Annotated in this window: 25 protein-coding genes; 23 read left to right on the forward strand and 2 right to left on the reverse strand. The window is 57.0% G+C overall.

Annotated elements, in window-relative coordinates:
- The first annotated feature begins 33 nt into the window (after positions 1-33).
- The 20 genes from rpsB to tilS all read left to right on the forward strand — a co-directional run bounded on the left by rpsB (position 34) and on the right by tilS (position 23711).
- Positions 34-759 carry a 30S ribosomal protein S2 gene (gene rpsB / locus QLG03_RS14085; protein ID WP_004204447.1) on the forward strand — a complete coding sequence of 242 codons (726 nt, stop codon included), beginning with the start codon at positions 34-36 and terminating at the stop codon, positions 757-759.
- 119 nt (positions 760-878) lie between these two features.
- Complete coding sequence (gene tsf, locus QLG03_RS14090) at positions 879-1730, forward strand: translation elongation factor Ts (protein ID WP_004151930.1); 852 nt, start codon at positions 879-881, stop codon at positions 1728-1730.
- Positions 1731-1877: 147 nt separating this feature from the next.
- The gene (gene pyrH, locus QLG03_RS14095; RefSeq protein ID WP_002889306.1) at positions 1878-2603 is read left to right on the forward strand and encodes a UMP kinase; all 726 of its coding nucleotides are present in this window, start codon (positions 1878-1880) and stop codon (positions 2601-2603) included.
- Positions 2604-2753: 150 nt separating this feature from the next.
- Positions 2754-3311, forward strand: coding sequence for a ribosome recycling factor (gene frr / locus QLG03_RS14100; RefSeq protein WP_002889308.1), 558 nt, complete (start codon positions 2754-2756; stop codon positions 3309-3311).
- Between the two features lie 228 nt (positions 3312-3539).
- A complete protein-coding gene (ispC, locus tag QLG03_RS14105) occupies positions 3540-4742 on the forward strand; it encodes a 1-deoxy-D-xylulose-5-phosphate reductoisomerase (RefSeq protein ID WP_044521082.1) in 1203 nt (400 codons plus the stop codon).
- Positions 4743-4979: 237 nt separating this feature from the next.
- Positions 4980-5738, forward strand: coding sequence for a (2E,6E)-farnesyl-diphosphate-specific ditrans,polycis-undecaprenyl-diphosphate synthase (gene ispU, locus QLG03_RS14110; RefSeq protein WP_032429282.1), 759 nt, complete (start codon positions 4980-4982; stop codon positions 5736-5738).
- A 12-nt stretch (positions 5739-5750) separates the two neighbouring features.
- Complete coding sequence (cdsA, locus tag QLG03_RS14115) at positions 5751-6608, forward strand: phosphatidate cytidylyltransferase (protein WP_023292047.1); 858 nt, start codon at positions 5751-5753, stop codon at positions 6606-6608.
- 11 nt (positions 6609-6619) lie between these two features.
- The gene (rseP, locus tag QLG03_RS14120) at positions 6620-7972 is read left to right on the forward strand and encodes a sigma E protease regulator RseP (protein WP_086075007.1); all 1353 of its coding nucleotides are present in this window, start codon (positions 6620-6622) and stop codon (positions 7970-7972) included.
- A gap of 31 nt (positions 7973-8003) precedes the next feature.
- On the forward strand, positions 8004-10433 hold the full coding sequence (bamA, locus tag QLG03_RS14125) for an outer membrane protein assembly factor BamA (protein ID WP_023292048.1): 2430 nt from the start codon (positions 8004-8006) through the stop codon (positions 10431-10433).
- A 121-nt stretch (positions 10434-10554) separates the two neighbouring features.
- Complete coding sequence (gene skp / locus QLG03_RS14130) at positions 10555-11040, forward strand: molecular chaperone Skp (protein WP_002889325.1); 486 nt, start codon at positions 10555-10557, stop codon at positions 11038-11040.
- A 3-nt stretch (positions 11041-11043) separates the two neighbouring features.
- Positions 11044-12069 carry a UDP-3-O-(3-hydroxymyristoyl)glucosamine N-acyltransferase gene (gene lpxD, locus QLG03_RS14135; protein WP_255989443.1) on the forward strand — a complete coding sequence of 342 codons (1026 nt, stop codon included), beginning with the start codon at positions 11044-11046 and terminating at the stop codon, positions 12067-12069.
- Between the two features lie 105 nt (positions 12070-12174).
- On the forward strand, positions 12175-12630 hold the full coding sequence (gene fabZ / locus QLG03_RS14140) for a 3-hydroxyacyl-ACP dehydratase FabZ (protein ID WP_004145858.1): 456 nt from the start codon (positions 12175-12177) through the stop codon (positions 12628-12630).
- 3 nt (positions 12631-12633) lie between these two features.
- Positions 12634-13422, forward strand: coding sequence for an acyl-ACP--UDP-N-acetylglucosamine O-acyltransferase (gene lpxA / locus QLG03_RS14145; protein WP_004204455.1), 789 nt, complete (start codon positions 12634-12636; stop codon positions 13420-13422).
- The gene (lpxB, locus tag QLG03_RS14150; protein ID WP_177335753.1) at positions 13422-14573 is read left to right on the forward strand and encodes a lipid-A-disaccharide synthase; all 1152 of its coding nucleotides are present in this window, start codon (positions 13422-13424) and stop codon (positions 14571-14573) included. Before lpxA ends, lpxB begins: the two co-directional genes overlap by 1 nt.
- Positions 14570-15169 carry a ribonuclease HII gene (rnhB, locus tag QLG03_RS14155; protein ID WP_004204458.1) on the forward strand — a complete coding sequence of 200 codons (600 nt, stop codon included), beginning with the start codon at positions 14570-14572 and terminating at the stop codon, positions 15167-15169. The genes lpxB and rnhB overlap by 4 nt, the downstream gene beginning before the upstream one ends.
- Positions 15170-15186: 17 nt before the next feature.
- On the forward strand, positions 15187-18669 hold the full coding sequence (dnaE, locus tag QLG03_RS14160) for a DNA polymerase III subunit alpha (RefSeq protein WP_023292051.1): 3483 nt from the start codon (positions 15187-15189) through the stop codon (positions 18667-18669).
- Between the two features lie 12 nt (positions 18670-18681).
- Complete coding sequence (gene accA, locus QLG03_RS14165) at positions 18682-19641, forward strand: acetyl-CoA carboxylase carboxyl transferase subunit alpha (protein WP_004145855.1); 960 nt, start codon at positions 18682-18684, stop codon at positions 19639-19641.
- Positions 19642-19754: 113 nt separating this feature from the next.
- Complete coding sequence (locus tag QLG03_RS14170; RefSeq protein WP_255989452.1) at positions 19755-21908, forward strand: lysine decarboxylase LdcC; 2154 nt, start codon at positions 19755-19757, stop codon at positions 21906-21908.
- A 46-nt stretch (positions 21909-21954) separates the two neighbouring features.
- Positions 21955-22344 (forward strand): VOC family protein, encoded by a 390-nt coding sequence (locus tag QLG03_RS14175; RefSeq protein ID WP_002889387.1) that lies wholly within the window; start codon positions 21955-21957, stop codon positions 22342-22344.
- A 53-nt stretch (positions 22345-22397) separates the two neighbouring features.
- On the forward strand, positions 22398-23711 hold the full coding sequence (tilS, locus tag QLG03_RS14180; RefSeq protein ID WP_282473651.1) for a tRNA lysidine(34) synthetase TilS: 1314 nt from the start codon (positions 22398-22400) through the stop codon (positions 23709-23711).
- A 12-nt stretch (positions 23712-23723) separates the two neighbouring features.
- Here the strand turns inward: tilS and rof are convergent, their stop codons facing one another.
- On the reverse strand, positions 23724-23984 hold the full coding sequence (gene rof / locus QLG03_RS14185; RefSeq protein ID WP_002889424.1) for a Rho-binding antiterminator: 261 nt from the start codon (positions 23982-23984) through the stop codon (positions 23724-23726).
- Positions 23971-24171, reverse strand: a complete 201-nt coding sequence (locus QLG03_RS14190) for a YaeP family protein (protein WP_002889429.1) — start codon at positions 24169-24171, stop codon at positions 23971-23973. Before QLG03_RS14190 ends, rof begins: the two co-directional genes overlap by 14 nt.
- Positions 24172-24367: 196 nt before the next feature.
- Between QLG03_RS14190 and QLG03_RS14195 the strand changes: the two genes are divergently transcribed.
- From QLG03_RS14195 to nlpE, 3 genes are read left to right on the forward strand one after another with little or no spacing between them, the layout of a single operon-like run.
- Positions 24368-24913, forward strand: coding sequence for a YaeQ family protein (locus tag QLG03_RS14195; protein WP_023292054.1), 546 nt, complete (start codon positions 24368-24370; stop codon positions 24911-24913).
- Complete coding sequence (gene arfB, locus QLG03_RS14200; RefSeq protein ID WP_004204468.1) at positions 24910-25323, forward strand: alternative ribosome rescue aminoacyl-tRNA hydrolase ArfB; 414 nt, start codon at positions 24910-24912, stop codon at positions 25321-25323. The genes QLG03_RS14195 and arfB overlap by 4 nt, the downstream gene beginning before the upstream one ends.
- Positions 25324-25365: 42 nt before the next feature.
- Entirely contained in the window at positions 25366-26064 is a 699-nt protein-coding gene (gene nlpE, locus QLG03_RS14205) for an envelope stress response activation lipoprotein NlpE (protein WP_255989447.1), read from the forward strand.
- Positions 26065-26214 lie beyond the last annotated feature (150 nt).

Raw genomic sequence — 26214 nt, forward strand, 5'->3', positions numbered from 1 at the left:
ATAACCCCAATTTAATCTATAGAGGTTTTAAACATGGCAACTGTTTCCATGCGCGACATGCTCAAGGCTGGTGTTCACTTCGGTCACCAGACCCGTTACTGGAACCCGAAAATGAAGCCGTTCATCTTCGGTGCGCGTAACAAAGTTCACATCATCAACCTTGAGAAAACCGTACCGATGTTCAACGACGCTCTGGCTGAACTGAACAAGATCGCTGCTCGTAAAGGTAAAATCCTTTTCGTTGGTACTAAGCGCGCTGCAAGCGAAGCGGTAAAAGACGCTGCTCTGAGCTGCGACCAGTTCTTCGTGAACCATCGCTGGCTGGGCGGTATGCTGACTAACTGGAAAACCGTTCGTCAGTCCATCAAACGTCTGAAAGACCTGGAAACTCAGTCCCAGGACGGTACTTTCGACAAGCTGACCAAAAAAGAAGCGCTGATGCGTACTCGTGAGCTGGACAAGCTGGAAAACAGCCTGGGCGGTATCAAAGACATGGGCGGCCTGCCGGACGCACTGTTCGTTATCGACGCTGACCACGAGCACATCGCTATCAAAGAAGCAAACAACCTGGGCATCCCGGTATTTGCTATCGTTGATACCAACTCTGATCCGGACGGCGTAGACTTCGTTATCCCGGGTAACGACGATGCAATCCGCGCAGTAAGCCTGTACCTGGGCGCTGTTGCTGCTACCGTTCGTGAAGGTCGCTCTCAGGACCTGGCTTCTCAGGCGGAAGAAAGCTTCGTAGAAGCTGAATAATAAGGTTTAAGCCCTTATTAGTACCGTGTATGAATAGGGGCCCATTATCGGCCCCTTTTTTCAATTTACGCTGTTTGGCCGTTGGCCGGGCAGTATCCACATCTCCCGAGGATTTTAGAATGGCTGAAATTACCGCTTCCCTGGTAAAAGAGCTGCGCGAACGTACTGGCGCAGGCATGATGGATTGCAAAAAAGCGCTGACTGAAGCGAATGGCGACATCGAGCTGGCAATCGAAAACATGCGTAAATCCGGCGCGATCAAAGCGGCGAAGAAAGCAGGCAACGTGGCTGCTGACGGCGTGATCAAAACCAAAATCGAAGGCAACTACGGTTACATTCTGGAAGTTAACTGCCAGACTGACTTCGTTGCTAAAGATGGTGGTTTCCAGGCATTTGCTGACAAAGTACTGGACGCCGCTGTTGCGGGTAAAATCTCCGACGTTGAAGTTCTGAAAGCGCAGTTCGAAGAAGAACGTGTTGCCCTGGTTGCTAAAATCGGTGAGAACATCAACATCCGTCGTATCGCTGTTCTGGAAGGCGACGTTCTGGGCAGCTACCAGCACGGTGCGCGCATCGGCGTTCTGGTTGCCGCTAAAGGCGCTGACGAAGAGCTGGTTAAGCAGCTGGCAATGCACGTTGCCGCAAGCAAGCCGGAATTCGTTAAGCCGGAAGACGTGTCTGCTGAAGTGGTAGAGAAAGAGTACCAGGTTCAGCTGGACATCGCGATGCAGTCCGGTAAGCCGAAAGAAATCGCAGAGAAAATGGTTGAAGGCCGCATGAAGAAATTCACCGGCGAAGTTTCTCTGACTGGTCAGCCTTTCGTCATGGAGCCGAGCAAATCTGTTGGTCAGCTGCTGAAAGAGCACAACGCTGACGTGACTGGCTTCATCCGCTTTGAAGTGGGCGAAGGCATCGAGAAAGTTGAGACTGACTTTGCAGCAGAAGTTGCTGCGATGTCCAAGCAGTCTTAATTTTTACAAGGAGCCGCCTGAGGGCGGCTTCTTTTTGCGCCCATTTTGTAAATTCAGCCAACTGCTTATAGTGACCGCGCTGAAATGCGACATACAATGTCGCCGGAATTCTCACATCTCATTCGTTGACAGTCTCAGGAAAGAAACATGGCTACCAATGCAAAACCCGTCTACAAACGTATTCTGCTGAAATTAAGTGGCGAAGCGCTGCAGGGCTCAGAAGGCTTCGGTATTGATGCAAGCATACTTGACCGCATGGCTCAAGAGATCAAAGAGCTGGTTGAGCTGGGTATTCAGGTTGGCGTAGTAATTGGTGGCGGTAACCTGTTCCGTGGTGCTGGTCTGGCGAAAGCGGGTATGAACCGCGTTGTGGGCGACCACATGGGCATGCTGGCTACGGTTATGAATGGCCTCGCGATGCGCGATGCGCTCCACCGCGCCTATGTGAACGCTCGTTTGATGTCCGCCATTCCGCTGAACGGCGTGTGCGACAACTACAGCTGGGCAGAGGCGATCAGCCTGCTGCGCAACAACCGCGTGGTGATCCTTTCCGCGGGTACCGGCAACCCGTTCTTTACCACCGATTCCGCAGCCTGCCTGCGCGGGATTGAAATTGAAGCCGATGTGGTGCTGAAAGCCACCAAGGTTGACGGCGTATTCACCGCCGATCCGGCCAAAGATCCTTCCGCCACGATGTACGATCAGCTGACCTACAGCGAAGTGCTGGAAAAAGAGCTGAAAGTGATGGATCTGGCGGCCTTCACCCTGGCGCGTGACCATAAATTGCCGATTCGCGTCTTCAACATGAACAAACCTGGCGCGCTGCGTCGCGTGGTGATGGGCGAAAAAGAAGGCACATTGATCACGGAATAATTCCCGTCAGCGCCAAATCCGGGTAAGATTCCGCTTTACTTTCGCGGGGATATTACCCGGTGATTTTCATTAAATCTGACTATACTTAGCTCATTTTCCGACGGGTGCCCCGTCTGGTCTGACTGAGACAAGCTTTCAAGGATTCGTAACGTGATTAGCGATATCAGAAAAGATGCTGAAATCCGCATGGAAAAATGCGTCGAAGCATTCAAAAACCAAATCAGCAAAATTCGCACGGGTCGTGCTTCTCCGAGCCTGCTGGACGGGATTGTTGTTGAATACTACGGTACGCCGACCCCGCTGCGCCAGCTGGCCAGCGTCACCGTCGAAGACTCCCGTACCCTGAAAATCAACGTCTTTGACCGTTCTATGTCCGCGGCTGTTGAAAAAGCGATCATGGCGTCCGACCTCGGTCTGAACCCAAGCTCTGCCGGTAGCGATATTCGTGTTCCGCTGCCGCCGCTGACCGAAGAGCGTCGTAAAGATCTGACCAAGATCGTGCGTGGTGAAGCTGAGCAGGCGCGCGTTGCCGTACGTAACGTTCGCCGCGACGCCAACGACAAAGTCAAAGCGCTGCTGAAAGAGAAAGAGATCAGCGAGGATGACGATCGCCGTTCTCAGGACGACGTGCAGAAAATGACTGACGCCGCCATCAAGAAAGTTGACGCGGCGCTGGCAGACAAAGAAGCGGAACTGATGCAGTTCTGATGCTCTGCCCTTACTCGGGCCTGACAGCGTCTGGCCTGAGTAAAATCCGAAACGCCGTACAGAAGACTGTACGCTCAATTCTCGGGATTGCGTTGCGACCGCTGGCCTTGTAGCCTTTAGCGCTAAGTTGAAGGCCTGATGCCGCCGTCTTATCCCTGATAATTGCTGCGTAGGGGCTTGCTGGCGGCGTTTTGCTTTTTATTCTGTTTCCACTCTTCTGGACGTCTCATGAAGCAATTAACCGTTCTCGGTTCGACCGGCTCCATTGGCTGTAGCACGCTGGACGTGGTACGCCATAATCCCGGTCGCTTTTCCGTCGCCGCGCTGGTCGCGGGGAAAAACGTTGACCGTATGGTTGAACAATGCCTTGAATTTACCCCCCGTTACGCCGTGATGGACGATGCGCAAAGCGCTGAGCGGTTGCGCACCCGTCTGCAGGAACATGGCTGCCGTACCGAGGTGCTGAGCGGCCAGCAGGCGGCGGCAGAGGTCGCTGCGCTGGAGGAGGTCGATCAGGTGATGGCGGCTATCGTCGGCGCGGCGGGTCTGGTGCCGACGCTGGCGGCGATCCGCGCCGGAAAAACGGTGTTGTTAGCGAATAAAGAGTCGCTGGTGACCTGCGGTCGCTTGTTCATGGAGGCGGTTCAACGGTCGGGGGCGCGATTGCTGCCGGTCGACAGCGAACATAACGCGATTTTTCAGAGTATGCCGGAGACAATTCAGCAGCATCTGGGATACGCTGACCTGGCGCAGAACGGCGTTTCGTCCATTCTGCTGACCGGCTCGGGCGGGCCTTTCCGCGAGACAGCGGTAGCTGAACTTGCGGCGATGACGCCGGATCAGGCCTGCCGTCATCCCAACTGGTCGATGGGACGCAAGATCTCCGTCGACTCCGCCACGATGATGAACAAAGGTCTGGAATATATTGAAGCGCGCTGGCTGTTTAACGCCTCGGCCCGGCAGATGGAGGTCCTTATCCATCCGCAGTCGGTGATCCACTCGATGGTTCGCTATCAGGACGGCAGCGTGCTGGCGCAGCTTGGGGAACCGGATATGCGCACGCCGATCGCTCATACCATGGGCTGGCCGCAGCGGCTGAACTCCGGGGCTAAGCCGCTGGACTTCTGTCAGCTGAGCAATCTGAGCTTCTCCGCGCCAGACTATACGCGGTATCCGTGCCTGAAGCTGGCGATGGAGGCGTTTGACGTCGGCCAGGCGGCGACCACCACGCTGAATGCGGCCAATGAAGAGTCGGTCGCCGCGTTTCTGCAGGGCGATATCCGCTTTACCGATATTGCGGCGGTTAACCTGGCGGTGCTGGATAAGATGAACCTGCTGGAGCCGCAAAGCATTGATGACGTTCTGGTTATCGACGCTGAGGCCCGCGCGGTTGCTCATCAACAGCTGAAGCGGTTGGTCACCCAGGCGTAACGCGGTGATATTTGTGGGCGCAAAGCTTCAGTGATATAGTCTGCGCCACCCGATCGTTGCATTTTGTTGTTGAAGATTACGGTGGCCGTGGCAAAACACGGCTTTTTTGCGTAAAGCTTTTGGTTGTTCTCTGCGATTGGCTGCAGCCCCGGCACCGGATAAAAATGCGTATCCAGCGCGGCCCGGTGGCCTCTGTTTGGTGGCTAGTTAATCCTTATTATGGACTTAAAACGCGTGATGTTGTCTGCTAATCAAACTGTCAGCGAAATATCGCCTACACATGGCTGCCGTCATGTCGCCATTATTATGGATGGCAACGGCCGTTGGGCGAAACGGCAAGGTAAAATTCGCGCTTTCGGGCACAAGGCCGGTGCGAAATCCGTGCGTCGCGCGGTCTCTTTCGCGGCGAATAATGGAATTGAGGCGTTAACGTTATACGCGTTCAGCAGCGAAAACTGGAACCGTCCGGCTCAGGAAGTCAGTGCGCTGATGGAGCTGTTCGTCTGGGCGCTGGATAGCGAAGTCAAAAGCCTGCACCGACACAATGTGCGTTTGCGGATTATTGGCGACACCACGCGCTTCAATGCGCGCCTGCAGGAGCGTATCCGCAAAGCGGAAGCGCTGACCGCGAACAATACCGGCTTAACGCTGAATATTGCGGCCAATTACGGCGGTCGCTGGGATATTACCCAGGGCGTTCGTTTTCTGGCGAAACAGGTACAGGACGGGACGCTGCTGCCTGAGCAGATCACGGAAGACATGCTGAGTCAGCAGGTCTGCATGCATGAACTGGCTCCCGTAGATTTAGTTATTAGGACCGGGGGAGAGCACCGAATAAGTAATTTTCTGATTTGGCAAATTGCCTATGCCGAACTTTACTTTACGGATGTTCTTTGGCCCGATTTTGCTGAACAGGACTTTGAAGGTGCACTCCATGCCTTTGTTAATCGAGAGCGTCGTTTCGGCGGCACTGAGCCGGGTGGCAGTCATGCCTGATGGGGGTCACTTTTGCTGAAGTATCGCCTGATATCTGCTTTCGTCTTAATCCCCGTCGTCATTGCGGCGCTGTTTTTATTGCCGCCGATGGGGTTTGCTATCGTGACCCTGGTGGTCTGTATGCTCGCCGCGTGGGAGTGGGGGCAACTGAGCGGTTTCACCTCGACGTCGCAGCGGGTCTGGCTGGCGGTGTTGTGCGGCCTTCTGCTGGCGGCGATGCTGTTTTTGCTGCCGGAATACCATTATGACGTTCATCAACCGATGGTTGAAGGCTCGCTGTGGGCCTCTTTCGCCTGGTGGATCGTCGCGCTGCTGCTGGTGCTCTCTTATCCGGCGTCGGCGGCATTCTGGCGGCACTCGAAAGTGCTGCGCCTTATCTTCGGTATCCTGACCATCGTCCCGTTTTTCTGGGGCATGCTGGCGCTGCGCGCCTGGCACTATACCGATAACCATTACAGCGGCGCGCTGTGGCTACTGTATGTGATGATTTTGGTCTGGGGCGCGGACTCCGGCGCCTATATGTTTGGCAAAATGTTTGGCAAGCACAAGCTGGCGCCGAAGGTCTCGCCGGGGAAAACCTGGCAGGGCTTTTTTGGCGGTTTGCTGACCGCGGCGGTGATCTCCTGGGCCTACGGGGTGTGGGCCCATCTTGACGTTACGCCAACGGTGCTGCTGGTCTGTTCGGTGGTGGCAGCCCTGGCTTCGGTGCTGGGCGATCTGACGGAAAGTATGTTTAAGCGCGAGGCCGGCATTAAGGATAGCGGGCACTTGATTCCCGGACATGGCGGTATTCTCGATCGTATCGACAGCCTGACGGCGGCGGTGCCGGTCTTCGCCTGTCTGCTACTGTTGGTCTTCAGGACGATTTGACGGAAGGTTATATGCTGAGCGTGCTCTGGAATCTGGCAGCTTTTATCATTGCGCTTGGCGTACTGATTACGGTGCATGAGTTTGGCCATTTTTGGGTAGCGCGCCGCTGCGGTATCCGGGTTGAGCGTTTTTCTATCGGCTTCGGCAAAGCGCTGTGGCGGCGGATGGATAAGCAGGGTACGGAGTTCGTCATTGCCCTGATCCCGCTGGGCGGCTATGTCAAGATGCTGGATGAGCGTGTTGAAGCGGTGGCGCCGGAGATGCGCCACTACGCTTTCAATAATAAAACCGTCGGCCAGCGTGCGGCGGTGATTGCCGCCGGTCCCATCGCTAACTTCCTTTTCGCTATCTTTGCCTACTGGCTGGTCTTCATCATCGGCGTTCCTGGAGTTCGCCCGGTAGTGGGTGAAATAACCCCCAATTCGGTTGCCGCGCAAGCACAAATTGCAAAAGGCACGGAACTTAAAGCGATAGATGGTATCGAAACGCCTGATTGGGATGCGGTGCGTATGCAGCTGGTGGCCAAAATCGGCAACCCGCAAACAATACTTACCGTCGCCCCTTTCGGGACCAATCAGCGCCAGGATAAAATTGTCGATCTGCGGCACTGGGCGTTTGAGCCAGACAAGCAAGATCCCGTGACGTCGCTAGGGATCCAGCCGCGCAGCGCGCAGATTGATACGGTGCTGGCGGAGGTCCAGGCGGGCTCGGCAGCTCAGAAAGCAGGTTTGCAAGCGGGCGACCGGATCGTTAAAGTCGATGGACAACCGTTAACACAGTGGATGACGTTTGTTAATCTGGTGCGCGATAATCCGGGCAAAGCGCTGGCGCTGGAGATTGAACGGCAGGGGAGTGCGCTGCCGTTAACCCTGACGCCGGATGCAAAAACGGTGAAAGGTAAGGCAGAAGGGTTCGCAGGGGTGGTGCCAAAGGTCATCCCGCTGCCTGAAGAATACAAGACAGTACGTCAGTACGGACCGTTTGCCGCCATCGCTGAAGCCACGGATAAAACCTGGCAGCTGATGTCGCTGACGGTCAGGATGCTGGGTAAATTGATAACCGGTGATGTCAAACTGAACAACCTCAGTGGGCCGATCTCTATCGCTCAGGGGGCTGGAATGTCAGCGGAGTTTGGGTTGATTTATTATCTGATGTTCCTTGCGCTGATTAGCGTGAACCTCGGAATCATCAACCTGTTCCCACTACCCGTACTGGATGGGGGACATCTGCTGTTTTTGGCGATTGAAAAGCTGAAGGGCGGGCCGGTATCCGAGCGAGTTCAAGACTTTAGTTATCGCATTGGCTCAATACTGCTGGTGCTGTTAATGGGGCTTGCACTTTTCAATGATTTCTCTCGGTTATAAGAGAGTTTGTTAGGAAGAACGCATAATAACGATGGCGATGAAAAAGTTGCTCATAGCGTCGCTGCTGTTTAGCAGCGCGACTGTATACGGTGCTGAAGGGTTCGTGGTGAAGGACATTCATTTCGAAGGCTTGCAGCGTGTCGCTGTTGGTGCGGCCCTCCTCAGTATGCCAGTGCGTCCTGGCGATACGGTGACCGACGATGATATCAGTAACACTATTCGCGCGCTGTTTGCCACTGGCAACTTCGAGGACGTCCGCGTCCTGCGCGATGGTGATACCCTGCTGGTGCAGGTGAAAGAGCGTCCGACGATCGCCAGCATCACTTTCTCCGGCAACAAGTCGGTGAAAGATGACATGCTCAAGCAGAACCTTGAGGCCTCTGGCGTTCGGGTGGGCGAGTCGCTTGACCGCACGACCATCGCGGACATCGAGAAGGGTCTCGAGGATTTCTACTACAGCGTCGGTAAATACAGCGCCAGCGTCAAAGCGGTGGTTACTCCGCTGCCGCGAAACCGTGTCGACCTGAAACTGGTCTTCCAGGAAGGCGTCTCCGCTAAAATTCAGCAGATCAACATCGTCGGCAACCATGCGTTTTCGACTGATGAGCTGATCTCCCACTTCCAGCTGCGCGATGAAGTGCCGTGGTGGAACGTGGTCGGCGACCGTAAGTACCAGAAGCAGAAGCTGGCGGGCGACCTTGAAACCCTGCGCAGCTACTACCTGGATCGCGGCTATGCCCGTTTCAACATCGATTCTACCCAGGTCAGCCTGACGCCGGATAAGAAAGGGATCTACATCACCGTCAACATCACTGAAGGCGATCAGTACAAGTTTTCCGGGGTGCAGGTGACGGGCAACCTCGCCGGCCATTCCGCGGAAATCGAAGCGCTGACCAAAGTCGAGCCGGGTGAACTGTATAACGGCGCGAAAGTGACCAAGATGGAAAACGACATCAAGAAACTGTTGGGTCGTTATGGTTACGCCTACCCGCGCGTGCAGTCGCAGCCGGAGATCAACGACAGCGATAAAACCGTTAAGCTGCACGTCAACGTCGATGCGGGCAACCGCTATTACGTGCGTAAAATTCGCTTCGAAGGCAACGACACCTCCAAAGATGCCGTTCTGCGCCGCGAAATGCGCCAGATGGAAGGCGCGTGGCTGGGCAGCGACCTCGTCGATCAGGGTAAAGACCGTCTCAACCGTTTAGGCTTCTTCGAAACGGTCGATACCGATACCCAGCGCGTCCCGGGCAGCCCGGACCAGGTCGATGTAGTCTACAAGGTGAAAGAGCGTAACACCGGTAGCTTCAACTTCGGTATCGGTTACGGTACCGAGAGCGGCGTCAGCTTCCAGGCGGGCGTTCAGCAGGATAACTGGTTAGGTACTGGCTATGCTGTCGGGATCAACGGCACCAAAAACGACTACCAAACCTATACCGAGCTGTCGGTGACCAACCCGTACTTCACCGTAGACGGTGTGAGCCTCGGCGGCCGTGTCTTCTATAATGACTTTGATGCGAACGATGCGGATCTGTCTGACTATACCAACAAAAGCTATGGTACAGACATCACGCTGGGCTTCCCGGTCAACGAATACAACACGCTGCGCGCCGGCGTCGGGTATGTGCATAACTCCCTGTCCAATATGCAGCCGCAGGTGGCGATGTGGCGTTACCTGAACTCGATGGGCCAGTATCCGGACAACACCAACGACCGGAACTCGTTCAGTGCGAATGACTTCACCTTCAACTACGGTTGGACCTATAACAAGCTTGACCGCGGCTTCTTCCCAACGGAAGGTTCGCGCGTCAACCTGAACGGTAAAGTGACCATTCCGGGTTCGGACAACGAATACTACAAAGCGACGTTGGATACCGCCACCTATGTGCCGATCGACAACGATCATGAATGGGTGGTGCTGGGTCGTACCCGCTTTGGCTATGGCGATGGTATCGGCGGCAAAGAGATGCCGTTCTATGAGAACTTCTATGCCGGTGGCTCCAGCACCGTGCGTGGCTTCCAGTCGAACACCATTGGTCCGAAGGCAGTGTATTTCCCGGCAAGCAGCCGTCATGACGATGATGACAGCTATGATAATGAATGTAAGAGCACCGAATCCGCACCGTGTAAATCCGATGATGCGGTGGGCGGTAACGCGATGGCGGTGGCCAGCCTGGAGCTGATTACCCCGACGCCGTTCATTAGTGACAAATATGCGAACTCTGTCCGGACTTCCTTCTTCTGGGATATGGGTACCGTATGGGATACTCACTGGGATTCGAGCGCGTATGGCGGTTATCCGGATTACAGCGATCCGAGCAACATCCGTATGTCTGCGGGTATTGCCGTGCAGTGGATGTCGCCGTTGGGGCCGTTGGTCTTCTCCTACGCCCAACCGTTCAAAAAGTACGATGGAGACAAAGCCGAACAGTTCCAGTTTAACATTGGTAAAACCTGGTAATTGTTGGCGGCAATGGAATGCAAGTGCAGTATAGCGCTGACCGTAGGCGATAACGCGTTTATCGCCTCGCCACGCAAATAACGGTACCCCTGGGTACTCATGGGATGGTAAGGAGTTTATTGTGAAAAAGTGGTTATTAGCTGCAGGTCTGGGTTTGGCAATGGTAACTTCCGCTCAGGCGGCAGATAAAATTGCCCTGGTGAACATGAACAGCCTGTTCCAACAGGTTGCCCAGAAAACTGGCGTTTCCAACACGCTGGAAAACGAGTTCAAAGGCCGCGCTAGCGAACTGCAGCGTATGGAAGGCGACCTGCAGTCTAAAATGCAGCGTCTGCAGTCCATGAAGCCGGGCGCCGATCGTACCAAACTGGAAAAAGACGTGATGGCTCAGCGCCAGACCTTCTCCCAGAAAGCGCAGGCGTTTGAACAGGATCGCGCTCGTCGTTCCAACGAAGAGCGTGGCAAACTGGTGACCCGTATCCAGACTGCCGTACAGAGCGTAGCGAAAGATCAGAGCATCGATCTGGTGGTTGACGCGAATGCCGTTGCATACAACAGCAGCGATGTAAAAGACATCACCGCTGATGTGCTGAAACAGGTTAAATAAGTAATGCCTTCAATTCGACTGGCTGATCTTGCGCAGCAGTTGGATGCAGAATTACACGGTGATGGCGATATCGTCATCACCGGCGTTGCGTCCATGCAGAGCGCGAAAACGGGCCAAATCACTTTCATGGTCAACCCTAAGTACCGTGAACACCTGGCCGCTTGCCAGGCTTCTGCCGTTGTGATGACGCAGGATGATTTGCCTTTTACCCATAGCGCCGCGCTGGTAGTGCGTAATCCCTACCTGACCTACGCGCGCATGGCTCAAATTCTGGATACCACGCCGCAGCCGGCACAGGATATCGCGCCGAGCGCGGTTATCGATCCGACGGCGAAGCTGGGTATCAACGTTGCCATCGGAGCCAACGCCGTTATCGAATCCGGGGTAGAGCTGGGCGATAACGTGGTCATCGGCGCAGGCTGCTTCGTTGGGAAAAATACGAAAATAGGCGCCGGCTCGCGTTTGTGGGCCAATGTGACCGTTTACCATGAGATTGAGATCGGCGAGAATTGCCTGATCCAGTCGAGCACGGTGATCGGCGCGGATGGCTTCGGCTACGCCAACGATCGCGGCAACTGGGTGAAGATCCCGCAGCTGGGTCGCGTCATTATTGGCGATCGCGTGGAGATCGGCGCCTGCACCACAATTGACCGCGGCGCGCTGGACGATACCGTGATTGGCAACGGGGTTATCATTGATAACCAGTGCCAGATTGCGCATAACGTGGTGATTGGCGACAATACCGCGGTTGCTGGCGGTGTCATCATGGCAGGCAGCCTGAAAATCGGCCGCTACTGCATGATTGGCGGCGCCAGCGTGATTAACGGCCATATGGAAATCTGCGATAAGGTCACCGTCACGGGGATGGGGATGGTGATGCGTCCTATCAGCGAACCTGGCGTATACTCCTCCGGTATTCCGCTGCAGCCGAACAAGGCGTGGCGTAAAACCGCTGCGTTGGTGATGAATATTGACGAGATGAGCAAGCGCCTGAAAGCGATTGAGCGCAAGGTTAATCAACAAGACTAATTCATCATTTGGTCACATGACATTTCCGGCCTGTTGCATTCGCTAAAAGATTGCCGCAGGCCGTGTTATTATTGCCTTTTAGTACATTTAGACAGGAAGAGTATTTTGACTACTGACACTCATACTCTGCACATTGAAGAGATTCTGGAACTTCTGCCTCACCGTTACCCGTTCCTGCTGGTAGACCGCGTGCTGGATTTTGAAGAAGGTCGTTTTCTGCGCGCAGTAAAAAATGTTTCTGTAAACGAGCCGTTTTTCCAGGGGCATTTCCCTGGTAAGCCGATTTTGCCGGGCGTCCTGATTCTGGAAGCAATGGCGCAGGCCACCGGGATTCTGGCATTCAAAAGCGTTGGAAAACTGGAACCAGGCGAGCTGTATTACTTCGCGGGTATCGATGAAGCACGTTTCAAACGCCCGGTAGTACCAGGCGATCAGATGATTATGGAAGTCACTTTCGAGAAAACCCGCCGCGGCCTGACCCGTTTTAAAGGCGTTGCGCTGGTTGACGGTAAAGTGGTTTGCGAAGCGACGATGATGTGTGCGCGTAGCCGGGAGGCCTGATACGTGATTGATAAAACCGCTTTTGTTCATCCTACCGCCATTGTTGAAGAAGGCGCCGTGATTGGCGCTAACGTCCACATTGGTCCGTTTTGTATTGTTGGCGCCAACGTCGAAATCGGCGAAGGCACCGTACTGAAGTCTCACGTTGTCGTTAACGGCCACACCAAAATCGGCCGTGACAACGAGATCTATCAGTTCGCTTCCATCGGCGAAGTTAACCAGGATCTGAAATATGCTGGCGAACCAACCCGGGTGGAAATTGGCGATCGCAACCGCATTCGCGAAAGCGTCACCATTCATCGCGGCACAGTACAGGGCGGTGGATTAACAAAGGTGGGCAACGATAACCTGCTGATGATCAACGCCCACGTGGCGCACGATTGTACGCTTGGCGATCGCTGCATCCTGGCCAATAACGCGACGCTCGCGGGCCATGTTTCGCTGGATGATTATGTCATTATCGGCGGCATGACTGCGGTGCACCAGTTCTGCGTCATTGGCTCACACGTTATGGTTGGCGGCTGCTCCGGCGTAGCGCAGGACGTTCCGCCGTTCGTGATTGCCCAGGGCAACCATGCGACGCCGTTCGGCGTCAACATCGAAGGCCTGAAACGCCGCGGCTTCAGCCGGGAAGCGATTACCGCGATCCGCAACGCGTATAAACTGCTGTACCGCAGCGGCAAGACGCTGGAAGAAGCCAAGCCGGAGATCGCCGAACTGGCGACTCAGCATCCTGAAGTTCAGCCGTTTGTCGATTTCTTCGCCCGCTCTACCCGCGGCTTGATTCGTTAATGGCTGAACAGCGTCCCCTGACGATTGCCCTGGTCGCCGGAGAAACCTCCGGCGATATTCTTGGCGCTGGCCTCATCCGCGCCCTCAAAGCACGCATCCCGAATGCGCGCTTTGTCGGCGTGGCGGGACCGCTGATGCAGGCGGAAGGGTGTGAAGCCTGGTACGAAATGGAAGAGCTGGCGGTGATGGGTATTGTTGAAGTGCTCGGTCGCCTGCGTCGCTTACTCCATATTCGCGCCGATTTGACCCGCCGCTTCGGCGAGCTGCGTCCCGATGTTTTCGTTGGTATCGACGCCCCTGACTTCAATATTACCCTCGAAGGGAATCTGAAAAAGCAGGGCATCAAAACCATCCACTACGTCAGCCCATCGGTCTGGGCCTGGCGACAAAAACGCGTTTTCAAAATCGGCAGATCCACCGATCTGGTGCTGGCCTTTCTGCCTTTCGAAAAAGCGTTTTATGACAAATTTAACGTTCCCTGCCGCTTTATCGGCCATACCATGGCGGATGCGATGCCGCTGGATCCTGACAAAGGCGCCGCGCGCGACCGGTTAGGGATCCCGCACGACGTGCGTTGCCTGGCGCTGTTGCCCGGTAGCCGCGGCGCGGAAGTCGAAATGCTCAGCGCGGACTTTCTGAAAACCGCGCAGCTTCTGCGGGCTACCTATCCCGATCTGCAGGTGGTGGTGCCGCTGGTTAATGCTAAACGGCGGGAGCAGTTTGAGCGAATTAAAGCTGAGACGGCGCCGGATATGATCGTGCATATGCTGGACGGCCAGGCGCGCGAGGCGATGATCGCCAGCGACGCCGCGCTGCTGGCCTCCGGGACGGCGGCGCTGGAGTGTATGCTGGCGAAATGCCCGATGGTGGTTGGCTATCGCATGAAGCCGTTCACCTTCTGGCTGGCGAAGCGGTTGGTTAAAACCGACTACGTCTCGTTGCCGAACCTGCTGGCCGGGCGCGAGCTGGTTAAAGAGCTGCTGCAGGATGAGTGCGAGCCGCAGGCGCTGGCTGCCGCCCTGCAGCCGCTGCTGGCCGATGGCAAAACCAGCCATGAGATGCATGAGACATTCCGCGCGCTGCATCAGCAGATCCGCTGCAACGCCGATGAGCAGGCGGCGGATGCCGTACTGGAGTTAGCAAAACAATGATGGAGTTCGTCTATCCGCATACCCATCTGGTTGCCGGCGTCGATGAGGTCGGGCGTGGCCCCCTGGTTGGCGCGGTGGTGACCGCGGCGGTGATCCTCGATCCGGCGAAGCCGATTGTGGGTCTGAATGATTCCAAAAAACTCAGCGAGAAGCGTCGACTGGCGCTCTTCGATGAGATTAAAGAGAAAGCGCTGTGCTGGAGCCTTGGGCGCGCCGAGCCGCATGAGATCGATGAGCTGAATATCCTGCATGCCACTATGCTGGCGATGCAGCGCGCCGTCGCCGGCCTGAGCATTGTGCCCGAGTTTGTCCTGATCGATGGCAACCGCTGTCCGTCGCTACCGATGCCCTCCCTGGCGGTGGTGAAAGGCGACAGCCGGGTGGCAGAAATCAGCGCAGCGTCTATTCTGGCAAAAGTCACTCGTGACGCCGAAATGGCCACGCTGGACCTCGCATTTCCCCACTACGGATTTGCCCAGCATAAAGGCTATCCCACCGCTGTTCACCTGCAGAAGCTGCAGGAACACGGCGCAACAGAGCATCACCGGCGCAGTTTCGGCCCGGTGAAGCGTGCCCTGGGCCTGGCGTCCAACTAAGTCACCGGGATCTAAAGATGGCTGAACCACGTTTCGTACACCTGCGGGTGCACAGCGACTATTCCATGATCGATGGGCTGGCAAAGACCGGGCCGCTGGTCAAGAAGGCGGCCTCGCTTGGCATGCCAGCGCTGGCAATCACCGATTTCACCAACCTCTGCGGGCTGGTGAAGTTCTACGGGACGGGACACGGCGCGGGGATTAAGCCGATCGTCGGCGCCGATTTCCACGTGCAGTGCGACCTGCTCGGCGACGAATTTACCGAGCTGACCGTGCTGGCGGCGAACAACACCGGCTACCAGAACCTGACTCTGCTGATTTCCCGCGCCTATCAGCGCGGCTACGGCGCCCTGGGGCCGTGGATCGATCGCGACTGGCTGGTGGAACATCAGGAAGGGCTGATTCTGCTCTCCGGCGGCCGTAAAGGCGACGTCGGCGTCAGCCTGATCCGCGGCAACATGCCGCTGGTTGAGCAGTGCGTCTCCTTCTATGAAGAGCATTTCCCGGATCGCTATTTTCTGGAGCTGATCCGCACCGGTCGTCAGGATGAAGAGAGTTATCTCCATGCCGCCGTAGCGCTGGCGGAAGCGCGTGGTCTGCCGGTGGTGGCGACCAACGATGTCCGCTTCCTCGACACTGGCGACTTTGACGCCCATGAAATCCGCGTCGCTATTCACGACGGCTTCACCCTCGACGACCCGAAACGGCCGCGCAACTACTCGCCACAGCAATATATGCGCAGCGAGGAGGAGATGTGCGAGCTGTTCGCCGATATTCCGGAAGCGCTGGCAAACAGCGTCGAGATCGCCAAACGCTGCAACGTCACCGTGCGGCTTGGCGAATATTTCCTGCCGCAGTTCCCGACCGGCGATATGACCACGGAAGATTTCCTGGTGATGAAATCGAAAGAGGGTCTGGAAGAGCGGCTGGAATTCCTCTTCCCGGATCCGGAAGTGCGCGCGAAGCGCCGACCGGAATACGACGAGCGTCTGGATATCGAGTTGCAGGTGATCAACCAGATGGGCTTCCCCGGCTACTTCCTGATCGTGATGGAGTTTATCCAGTGGTCGAAAGATAACGGCGTGCCGGTCGGCCCGGGCCGCGGTTCCGGCGCCGGCTCGCTGGTGGCCTACGCGCTGAAGATCACCGATCTTGACCCGCTGGAATTCGACCTGCTGTTCGAACGTTTCCTCAACCCGGAACGTGTTTCGATGCCCGACTTCGACGTCGACTTCTGCATGGAGAAACGCGACCAGGTTATCGAGCACGTGGCGGATATGTATGGCCGCGACGCGGTATCGCAGATCATCACCTTCGGTACCATGGCGGCGAAGGCGGTCATCCGCGACGTGGGCCGCGTGCTGGGTCACCCGTACGGCTTTGTCGACCGCATCTCCAAGCTGGTGCCGCCCGATCCGGGCATGACGCTGGCGAAAGCCTTTGAGGCCGAGCCGCAGCTGCCGGAGATCTACGAGGCGGACGAAGAAGTGAAAGCGCTGATCGACATGGCGCGTAAGCTGGAAGGGGTGACGCGAAACGCCGGTAAGCATGCGGGCGGCGTGGTTATCGCGCCGACCAAAATCACCGACTTCGCCCCGCTGTATTGCGATGAGCAGGGGCTGCATCCGGTTACCCAGTTTGACAAGAATGACGTGGAATACGCCGGGCTGGTGAAATTCGACTTCCTCGGTCTGCGTACGCTCACTATCATTAACTGGGCGCTGGAGATGATTAACAAGCGCCGTGAGAAGAACGGCGAAGGGCCGCTGGATATCGCCGCCATCCCGCTGGATGACAAGAAAAGCTTCGACATGCTGCAGCGCTCGGAAACCACCGCGGTCTTCCAGCTTGAATCGCGCGGCATGAAAGATCTGATTAAACGCCTGCAGCCGGACTGCTTCGAAGATATGATCGCGCTGGTGGCCCTGTTCCGCCCGGGCCCGCTGCAGTCGGGGATGGTAGATAACTTTATCGACCGTAAGCACGGCCGCGAAGAGATCTCGTATCCGGACGTACAGTGGCAGCATGAAAGCCTGAAACCGGTGCTGGAGCCGACCTACGGCATCATCCTGTACCAGGAACAGGTCATGCAGATTGCCCAGGTGCTGTCCGGATATACCCTCGGCGGCGCGGATATGCTGCGTCGTGCGATGGGTAAGAAAAAGCCGGAGGAGATGGCCAAGCAGCGTTCTATCTTTGAGGATGGGGCGAAGAAAAACGGCGTTGATGGCGAGCTGGCGATGAAAATCTTCGACCTGGTGGAGAAATTCGCCGGTTACGGGTTTAACAAATCGCACTCCGCCGCATACGCGCTGGTTTCTTACCAGACGCTGTGGCTTAAGGCGCACTATCCGGCTGAGTTTATGGCGGCGGTAATGACCGCCGATATGGACAACACCGAGAAGGTCGTTGGCCTGGTGGACGAGTGCTGGCGTATGGGGCTGAAAATTTTGCCCCCGGATATTAACTCCGGCCTGTACCATTTCCACGTCAACGACGACGGCGAGATCGTCTACGGTATCGGCGCCATCAAGGGCGTCGGCGAAGGGCCGATCGAAGCGATCATTGAGGCGCGCAACAACGGCGGTTATTTCCGCGAGCTGTTCGACCTCTGCGCGCGGACCGATATTAAAAAGCTCAACCGTCGGGTGCTGGAAAAACTGATTATGTCCGGGGCGTTCGATCGTCTCGGTCCGCATCGCGCGGCGCTGATGAATTCACTGGGCGATGCGCTGAAAGCCGCCGATCAGCACGCCAAAGCCGAGGCCATCGGCCAGGCCGATATGTTCGGCGTGCTGGCGGAAGAGCCTGAGCAGATTGAACAGTCCTACGCCAGCTGCCAGCCGTGGCCTGAGCAGGTGGTGCTGGATGGTGAAAGGGAGACCCTGGGGCTGTACCTGACCGGGCACCCGATTAACCAGTATTTGAAAGAGATTGAGCGCTACGTCGGCGGCGTGAGGCTCAAAGACATGCATCCGACCGATCGTGGAAAAGTGACCACGGCGGCGGGGCTGGTGATTGCGGCGCGGGTAATGGTCACCAAGCGCGGCAATCGTATCGGCATCTGTACCCTGGATGACCGTTCCGGGCGGCTGGAGGTGATGTTATTCACCGACGCGCTGGATAAATATCAGCAGTTGCTGGAAAAAGACCGCATACTTATCGTCAGCGGACAGGTCAGCTTTGATGACTTTAGCGGGGGGCTTAAAATGACCGCCCGTGAAGTCATGGACATTGACGAAGCCCGGGAAAAATATGCTCGCGGGCTTGCTATCTCGCTGACGGACAGGCAAATTGATGACCAGCTTTTAAACCGACTCCGTCAGTCTCTGGAACCCCACCGTTCGGGAACCATTCCAGTGCACCTCTACTATCAGAGGGCGGATGCACGCGCGCGGTTGCGTTTCGGCGCAACATGGCGCGTCTCTCCGAGCGATCGTTTACTCAACGATCTGCGTGGCCTTATCGGCTCGGAGCAGGTGGAACTGGAGTTTGACTAATACAGGAATACTATGAGTCTGAATTTCCTAGATTTTGAACAGCCGATTGCAGAGCTGGAAGCGAAAATCGATTCCCTGACTGCGGTAAGCCGTCAGGATGAGAAACTGGATATTAACATCGACGAAGAGGTGCATCGTCTGCGCGAGAAAAGCGTAGAGCTGACGCGCAAAATCTTCGCCGATCTCGGTGCATGGCAGGTTGCGCAACTGGCGCGCCACCCGCGCCGTCCTTACACCCTGGATTATGTCCGCCTGGCGTTCGACGAATTTGACGAACTGGCCGGTGACCGCGCCTTCGCTGACGATAAAGCGATTGTCGGCGGTATCGCGCGTCTTGACGGTCGTCCGGTGATGATCATCGGCCACCAGAAAGGTCGCGAAACCAAAGAAAAAATTCGTCGCAACTTTGGTATGCCGGCCCCGGAAGGCTACCGCAAAGCGCTGCGCCTGATGGAGATGGCTGAGCGGTTTAAAATGCCGATCATCACCTTTATCGACACCCCGGGCGCCTACCCGGGCGTCGGCGCGGAAGAGCGCGGCCAGTCGGAAGCGATTGCCCGCAACCTGCGTGAGATGTCGCGTCTGAGCGTGCCGGTTATCTGCACCGTGATCGGCGAAGGCGGCTCCGGCGGCGCGCTGGCGATTGGCGTGGGCGACAAGGTCAATATGCTGCAGTACAGCACCTATTCGGTGATTTCGCCGGAAGGCTGCGCCTCCATTCTGTGGAAGAGCGCGGATAAAGCGCCGCTGGCTGCGGAAGCGATGGGCATTATCGCCCCGCGTCTGAAAGAGCTGAAGCTGATCGATTCTATCGTTCCGGAACCGCTGGGCGGCGCCCACCGCAACCCGGAAGCGATGGCGGCAAGCCTGAAAGCGCAGCTGCTGGCGGACCTGGCCGATCTCGATCTTCTCAGCGAAGAAGAGCTGCTGAACCGCCGCTATCAACGTCTGATGAGCTACGGTTACGCCTAAGTTTTCCGCTAGCGCAAAACACTAAGGGCCGGATTTTCCGGCCCTTTTTTTATGTGCGATGCGCCCAGGGGATTGCTATGATGCTGGACTTAGGTGAATACCAGGAGGAAAGCGTGAATATCATCGCCATCATGGGGCCTCACGGCGTCTACCACAAAGACGAGCCGATCAAAGAACTGGAAGCGGCGCTGCAGCGCCAGGGCTTTCAGACCATCTGGCCGCAAAATAGCGCCGACCTGCTGCAGTTTATCGAGCACAACCCGCGCATCTGCGGCGTGATCTTCGACTGGGATGAGTACAGCGTTGATCTGTGCAGCGATATTAACCAGCTCAATGAATATCTGCCTCTGTACGCCTTTATCAACGCCCACTCGACGATGGACGTCAGCAGTCAGGATCTGCGCATGACGCTGTGGTTCTTCGAATATGCGCTGGGACTCTCCGAAGAGATCGCCACCCGTATCGGGCAGTATACCCGCGAGTACCTGGACAATATCACCCCGCCATTTACCCGCGCGCTGTTTAACTATGTGCAGGAGGGGAAATATACCTTCTGTACGCCGGGTCATATGGGCGGTAGCGCCTATCAGAAAAGCCCGGTGGGCTGCCTGTTCTATGATTTCTTTGGCGGGAATACGCTGAAGGCGGATGTCTCGATTTCGGTCACCGAGCTGGGCTCCCTGCTGGATCATACCGGCCCGCATCTGGAGGCGGAGGAGTATATCGCTCGCGCCTTTGGCGCCGAGCAAAGCTATATGGTGACCAACGGTACCTCGACGTCCAATAAAATTGTCGGTATGTACTCGGCGCCCGCCGGCAGTACCCTGCTGATTGACCGTAACTGTCACAAATCGCTGGCCCACCTGCTGATGATGAGCGATGTGGTTCCCCTGTGGCTGAAGCCGACCCGCAATGCGTTAGGGATCCTCGGCGGTATCCCCCGGCGCGAGTTTACCCGCGACAGTATTCAGCAGAAAGTGCGCGACACGGGCGGGGCGCAGTGGCCCGTGCATGCGGTGATCACCAACTCCACCTACGATGGGCTGCTCTACAACACCACCTGGCTTAAAGAGACGCTCGACGTCCCGTCGATCCATTTCGATTCCGCCTGGGTGCCGTATACCCATTTCCATCCGATATATCAGGGGAAAAGCGGCATGAGCGGTGAGCGGATCCCCGGAAAAGTCATCTTCGAGACGCAGTCGACGCATAAGATGCTGGCCGCGCTGTCGCAGGCCTCGCTGATCCACATTAAGGGCAACTATGATGAAGAGACCTTTAATGAAGCCTTTATGATGCATACCTCTACGTCGCCGAGCTATCCCATCGTCGCGTCGATTGAGACCGCGGCGGCGATGCTGCGCGGTAACTCCGGTAAGCGCCTGATCCAGCGCTCCATTGAGCGGGCGCTGGATTTCCGCAAAGAGGTGCAGCGACTGCGCGAGGAGTCGGACGGCTGGTTCTTTGATATCTGGCAGCCGGAAGCGGTGGATAAAGCCGAGTGCTGGCCGGTGGCGCCGGGCGATGACTGGCACGGTTTCAAAGATGCCGATGCGGATCATATGTACCTCGATCCGGTGAAAGTCACCATTCTGACGCCGGGTATGGACGAGCAGGGGAATATGGATGAAGAGGGGATCCCGGCGGCGCTGGTGGCGAAGTTCCTCGACGAGCGGGGCGTGGTGGTGGAGAAAACGGGCCCCTACAACCTGCTGTTCCTCTTTAGCATCGGTATCGATAAAACCCGGGCGATGGGTCTGCTGCGCGGCCTGACCGAATTTAAGCGCGCCTACGATCTCAATCTGCGGGTGAAAAATATGTTGCCGGATCTGTACGCGGAAGATCCCGACTTCTACCGCAACATGCGGATCCAGGATCTGGCACAGGGGATCCACCGCTTGATCCGCCAGCACCAGCTGCCGCAGCTGATGCTCAGCGCCTTTGCCGTCCTGCCGGAAATGAAAATGACGCCGCATCATGCCTGGCAGCGCCAGATCAAGGGTGAGGTGGAAACCATTGAACTGGAGAACCTGGTGGGCCGGATTTCGGCCAACATGATCCTCCCTTATCCGCCGGGCGTACCGCTGCTGATGCCGGGAGAGATGATCACGGAGGAGAGCCGGGCGGTGCTCGACTTCCTGCTGATGCTCTGCTCAATAGGACGTCATTACCCGGGGTTTGAGACCGATATTCACGGCGCGAAGCGCGATGAGGACGGCGTGTATCGGGTACGAGTCTTAAAAAATGACGAAAGGCTTGCGCGTTAACGGCGCGCACGAGTAACGTGGCTGGCTTAACAGAAGGAGTTTGACCATGCTGGGTTTGAAACGGGTTCACCATATTGCCATCATTGCGACTGACTACGCCCGCAGTAAAGCGTTCTATTGCGATATTCTGGGGTTTACGCTGCAAAGCGAGTTTTATCGCGCCGAACGTGACTCCTGGAAGGGCGATCTGGCGCTCAACGGCGAGTATGTGATTGAGCTGTTCTCGTTCCCGTTTCCGCCGGCCCGACCCAGTCGTCCGGAAGCGTGCGGGCTGCGTCATCTGGCCTTTAGCGTGGATGATATCGACGCTGCGGTGGCGCACCTGACGGCGCATGGCGTGGAGTGCGAAGCGATTCGCGTCGATCCCTTTACCGGTAAACGCTTTACCTTCTTTAGCGATCCGGACGACCTGCCGCTGGAAATATATCAGCAGTAAACCTTGCCAGCGCGACCCTGGCCCGGTAACGTGCCGGGCCATCACTTCTCGGTATGTTTGTGGTTATGACGGCTAACATTGCGCATACGCTTCATCCCCATCGCCAGCTGCTGGTGGCCTTCAGCGGCGGTCTGGACTCGACGGTTCTCCTGCATCAGCTGGTGCGGCTGCGGGAACAGGATCCCTCTCTGACGCTGCGGGCGGTGCATGTTCATCACGGCCTTAGCGCCCACGCAGACGACTGGGTGGCGCATTGTCGGCAAATTTGCCAGCAGTGGCAGGTGCCGTTGGCGGTGCATCGCGTGACGTTAGCCCGGGGCGGCCTGGGCATCGAGGCCCATGCCCGCGCGGCGCGCTATCAGGCCTTTCAGGAGACGCTCCGCGCCGGCGAAGTGTTAGTGACCGCTCAGCACCAGGACGATCAGTGTGAAACGCTGCTGCTGGCGTTAAAACGCGGCAGCGGTCCGACCGGCCTGTCGGCGATGGCGCCATCGTCTCCCTTTGCCGGCAGTCGACTGCTGCGTCCTCTCCTCAATGAAACCCGGGAATCGCTGCGCCAGTGGGCGCTCGCCCACCAGCTGTCGTGGATTGAAGATGAGAGTAATCAGGACGATACCTATGACCGCAACTTCCTGCGCCTGCGGGTGATCCCGGTGCTGCGTGAGCGCTGGCCGCACTTTAGCGAGGCCGTCGCCCGCAGCGCCAGCCTGTGCGCCGAGCAGGAGCAGCTGCTGGACGAGATGCTGGCGGCGGAGCTGGCGTCGCTGGTGGCCGAAGACGGGTCGCTGGCTATCGCGCCGCTGACGTCGATGAGTTCTCCCCGCCGCGCGGCGTTGCTGCGTCGCTGGCTCGCCGGGCAGCAGGCGCCGATGCCGGCCCGCGAGGTGCCTGAGCGCCTCTGGCACGAGGTGGCGCTGGCGCGGGAAGATGCCAGCCCCTGTCTGCGGTTGGGGGAATTTACCGTCCGCCGTTTTCAGCAGCGCTTGTACTGGGTGAGATATGTACCCGGGCAGACGGACAGCGTCCAGCGCTGGTCAGACTGGCGCCAACCGCTGCGGCTGGCGGACGGTCTTGGTGAGCTGGTGCTGCAGCCGGGCGGCAGGCTGCGCCCGCCCCCGGCGGATGAGCCAGTCACCGTCCGCTTTCGCGCCAACGGCCATCTGCATATCGTCGGGCGTCATGGCGGCCGTAAGCTGAAGAAGATCTGGCAGGAGCTGGGCGTTGCTCCGTGGCGACGAGACACCACGCCGCTGCTGTTTTACGGCGAAACGCCGATTGCCGCAGCGGACGATCTGTTTGTGACCAACGAAGGTGAAGTCAAAGACGGGGAAGGGGTCAGTCTGGCGTGGAGGAAAACGGGCGGTTAAGCCCGTTTTGATTCAGGATTCGCTCACCACCACGGTGCCGATTTCCGGGTGACTGAAGCTGGCGATTTTATCCAGGCGCAGCTCGCGGACGTTGCCGGCGAGTTCGACCACAAGATACTCGATATTTTTACGCGAGATTAGATCGCTGGCCTTCGCCTGCAGCTGTTCGCCATCCTTCAGCGCCAGCGTCAGCACCAGGTGATGCTGGCAGGCCAGCTCCAGGTTGTCGTAATCATCGCAGTTAATGGGTTGATAAGTATCATTCATTGACATAATCGCTCACCAGTAAGTTTGCTGCCGCATAAGCGGCCTTTTCCCTGACTGACTCCGAAAGGGCCTCATCCGCCGCAATCTCATTCAATACTTTCAACACGCAACCCAGCGCATCCGGGATATACCCTAAGTCTCCGCTGGCTATTTCCGCATACCGCTTGCGTATTAACTCACAATAGTGGTCCACATGCCCTCCTGTCAGCGTTCTGACTCAACCGTGGGATGCAAGTTTAAGCCTACGAAGATAAACTCTGTTTAGCAAGGGAACTATATCATAGTCATTTAAGCAATTTCAGCAGGATGAAACAGGTTGCTGCGATTGCTGACAGCCTTTTGTCGCCAGTTTCGCTACAATGTACGCCATTTTTTTCAGGAGTTTGTTCATGGCGCTGAAAGCGACGATATATAAAGCCGCGGTGAATGTAGCCGATCTGGATCGCAACCAGTTTCTGGATGCTAACCTGACGCTGGCGCAGCACCCGTCGGAAACCCAGGAGCGCATGATGCTGCGCCTGCTGGCGTGGATCAAATATGCCGATGAGCGGCTGCAGTTTACGCGTGGCCTCTCGTCAGACGACGAGCCGGAGCTGTGGCTGCTTAACGATCATCTCGGGGTTGATCTGTGGATCGAGCTGGGGCTGCCGGACGAGAAACGTCTCAAGAAAGCCTGCTCGCGGGCGCAGGCGGTGGCGTTGTTTGCCTATAACAGCCGGGCGGCTGAAATCTGGTGGCAGCAGAATCAGAACAAGCTTGCGGCGTACCCGAAGCTGACCATCTGGTATCTTGATGATGCCCAGCTGGCGCAGCTTAGCGCTTTTGCCGACCGCACGATGACGCTGCAGGCCACTTTGCAGGAGGGGAGCATCTGGTTGTCCGACGCTCAGAATAATCTGGAAATTCAGCTTACCGCCTGGCAAGGGCCGGCATGATTACTATCAGCCGCAGCGTGGCCATTGCCGATAACGAGATCACGCTGGAAGGTATTCGCGCCCAGGGGGCCGGGGGCCAGCACGTGAACAAAGCGTCGACCGCGATCCATCTGCGCTTCGATATTAAAGCCTCGAGCCTGCCGGCGTTTTACAAAGAGCGCCTGCTCGCCGCCAGCCACCACTTAATTTCTGCTGACGGTGTGGTTATCATTAAGGCTCAGGAATATCGCAGTCAGGAGATGAACCGCGAAGCGGCGATCGCCCGGCTGGTGGCCCTTATCAAAGAATTGACCGCAGTGCAAAAAAGTCGCCGGGAGACGCGACCGACTCGGGCATCCAAAGAGCGACGCCTTGCTTCCAAGGCGCAAAAGTCCTCAGTCAAGGCGCTGCGTGGGAAAGTTCGCCAGTGAAGGCGTCGGCGAACGGGTGGAATGGATCATAAGGAAAGTAGAGTGAAGAAAATCATATTCTCCGTGATAGCGGCCTGTTCGCTGTTCGCGCTGTTTGGTTGTAACCATCGCGCCGAAACTGACACGGTCCAGCCGGCGGCGATGGAAGAGCTCAAGCCGATGCAGCAAAGCTGGCGCGGGGTGCTGCCTTGCGCGGATTGCGAAGGCATCGACACCTCGCTGTTCCTGGAAAAAGACGGCACCTGGGTGATGAATGAGCACTACCAGGGCGCGCGTCGTGAACCATCCTCCTTTGCCTCTTACGGCACCTGGGCGCGTACGGCGGATAAGCTGGTACTGACCAACAGCAAGGGCGAAAAATCGTACTTTCGCGCGAAGGGCGACAAGCTGGAGATGCTCGACCGCAACGGGAGTACCATTCAGTCTCCCCTCAACTATACCCTGGAGCCGGTGAAGGCCAGCCTGCCGACCACCCCGATGGCGATGCGTGGTATGTACTTCTATATGGCCGATGCGGCAACCTTTACTGATTGCGCGACCGGTAAACGCATCGCGGTGGCGAATAATGCCCAGCTTGAGCGGGATTATGCCGCTGCCCGCGGCAATGATTCACGTCCGGTGCTGCTGGTGGTGGAGGGGCACTTTACCCTCGAGGCGAACCCGGATACCGGCGAAATGATGAAAACGCTGATGACGGATCAGGCTGGCAAATTTATTCCTGGGAAGGACTGCGGACACTGATTGTCCGGCTCCTGCCCGGGAAACGGGCAGGGGATACGCCTCAGCGGTAGCCGGCCAGCGGAACTGGGTCATTGCGGTTTTACCGTCCCCCCTTTTCCACTAACCATAGCGCACGAAGCATGAGCCTCATGACGGGGGGTAAAGGGCAAA

The sequence above is a fragment of the Klebsiella sp. V115_8 genome, assembly GCF_029967715.1.
Taxonomy (GTDB): Bacteria; Pseudomonadota; Gammaproteobacteria; order Enterobacterales; family Enterobacteriaceae; genus Klebsiella; species Klebsiella quasipneumoniae.

Excerpts from the sequence above, each read along its gene's own strand:
- rnhB (WP_004204458.1), top strand. The coding sequence starts at position 14,570 with ATGATGGAGTTCGTCTATCCGCATACCCATCTGGTTGCCGGCGTCGAT.
- lpxD (WP_255989443.1), top strand. The coding sequence starts at position 11,044 with ATGCCTTCAATTCGACTGGCTGATCTTGCGCAGCAGTTGGATGCAGAA.
- QLG03_RS14175 (WP_002889387.1), top strand. The coding sequence starts at position 21,955 with ATGCTGGGTTTGAAACGGGTTCACCATATTGCCATCATTGCGACTGAC.
- rof (WP_002889424.1), bottom strand. The coding sequence starts at position 23,984 with ATGTCAATGAATGATACTTATCAACCCATTAACTGCGATGATTACGAC.
- pyrH (WP_002889306.1), top strand. The coding sequence starts at position 1,878 with ATGGCTACCAATGCAAAACCCGTCTACAAACGTATTCTGCTGAAATTA.
- QLG03_RS14195 (WP_023292054.1), top strand. The coding sequence starts at position 24,368 with ATGGCGCTGAAAGCGACGATATATAAAGCCGCGGTGAATGTAGCCGAT.
- lpxB (WP_177335753.1), top strand. The coding sequence starts at position 13,422 with ATGGCTGAACAGCGTCCCCTGACGATTGCCCTGGTCGCCGGAGAAACC.
- rseP (WP_086075007.1), top strand. The coding sequence starts at position 6,620 with ATGCTGAGCGTGCTCTGGAATCTGGCAGCTTTTATCATTGCGCTTGGC.
- bamA (WP_023292048.1), top strand. The coding sequence starts at position 8,004 with ATGGCGATGAAAAAGTTGCTCATAGCGTCGCTGCTGTTTAGCAGCGCG.
- ispC (WP_044521082.1), top strand. The coding sequence starts at position 3,540 with ATGAAGCAATTAACCGTTCTCGGTTCGACCGGCTCCATTGGCTGTAGC.
- tsf (WP_004151930.1), top strand. The coding sequence starts at position 879 with ATGGCTGAAATTACCGCTTCCCTGGTAAAAGAGCTGCGCGAACGTACT.
- arfB (WP_004204468.1), top strand. The coding sequence starts at position 24,910 with ATGATTACTATCAGCCGCAGCGTGGCCATTGCCGATAACGAGATCACG.
- rpsB (WP_004204447.1), top strand. The coding sequence starts at position 34 with ATGGCAACTGTTTCCATGCGCGACATGCTCAAGGCTGGTGTTCACTTC.
- ispU (WP_032429282.1), top strand. The coding sequence starts at position 4,980 with ATGTTGTCTGCTAATCAAACTGTCAGCGAAATATCGCCTACACATGGC.
- tilS (WP_282473651.1), top strand. The coding sequence starts at position 22,398 with ATGTTTGTGGTTATGACGGCTAACATTGCGCATACGCTTCATCCCCAT.
- dnaE (WP_023292051.1), top strand. The coding sequence starts at position 15,187 with ATGGCTGAACCACGTTTCGTACACCTGCGGGTGCACAGCGACTATTCC.
- accA (WP_004145855.1), top strand. The coding sequence starts at position 18,682 with ATGAGTCTGAATTTCCTAGATTTTGAACAGCCGATTGCAGAGCTGGAA.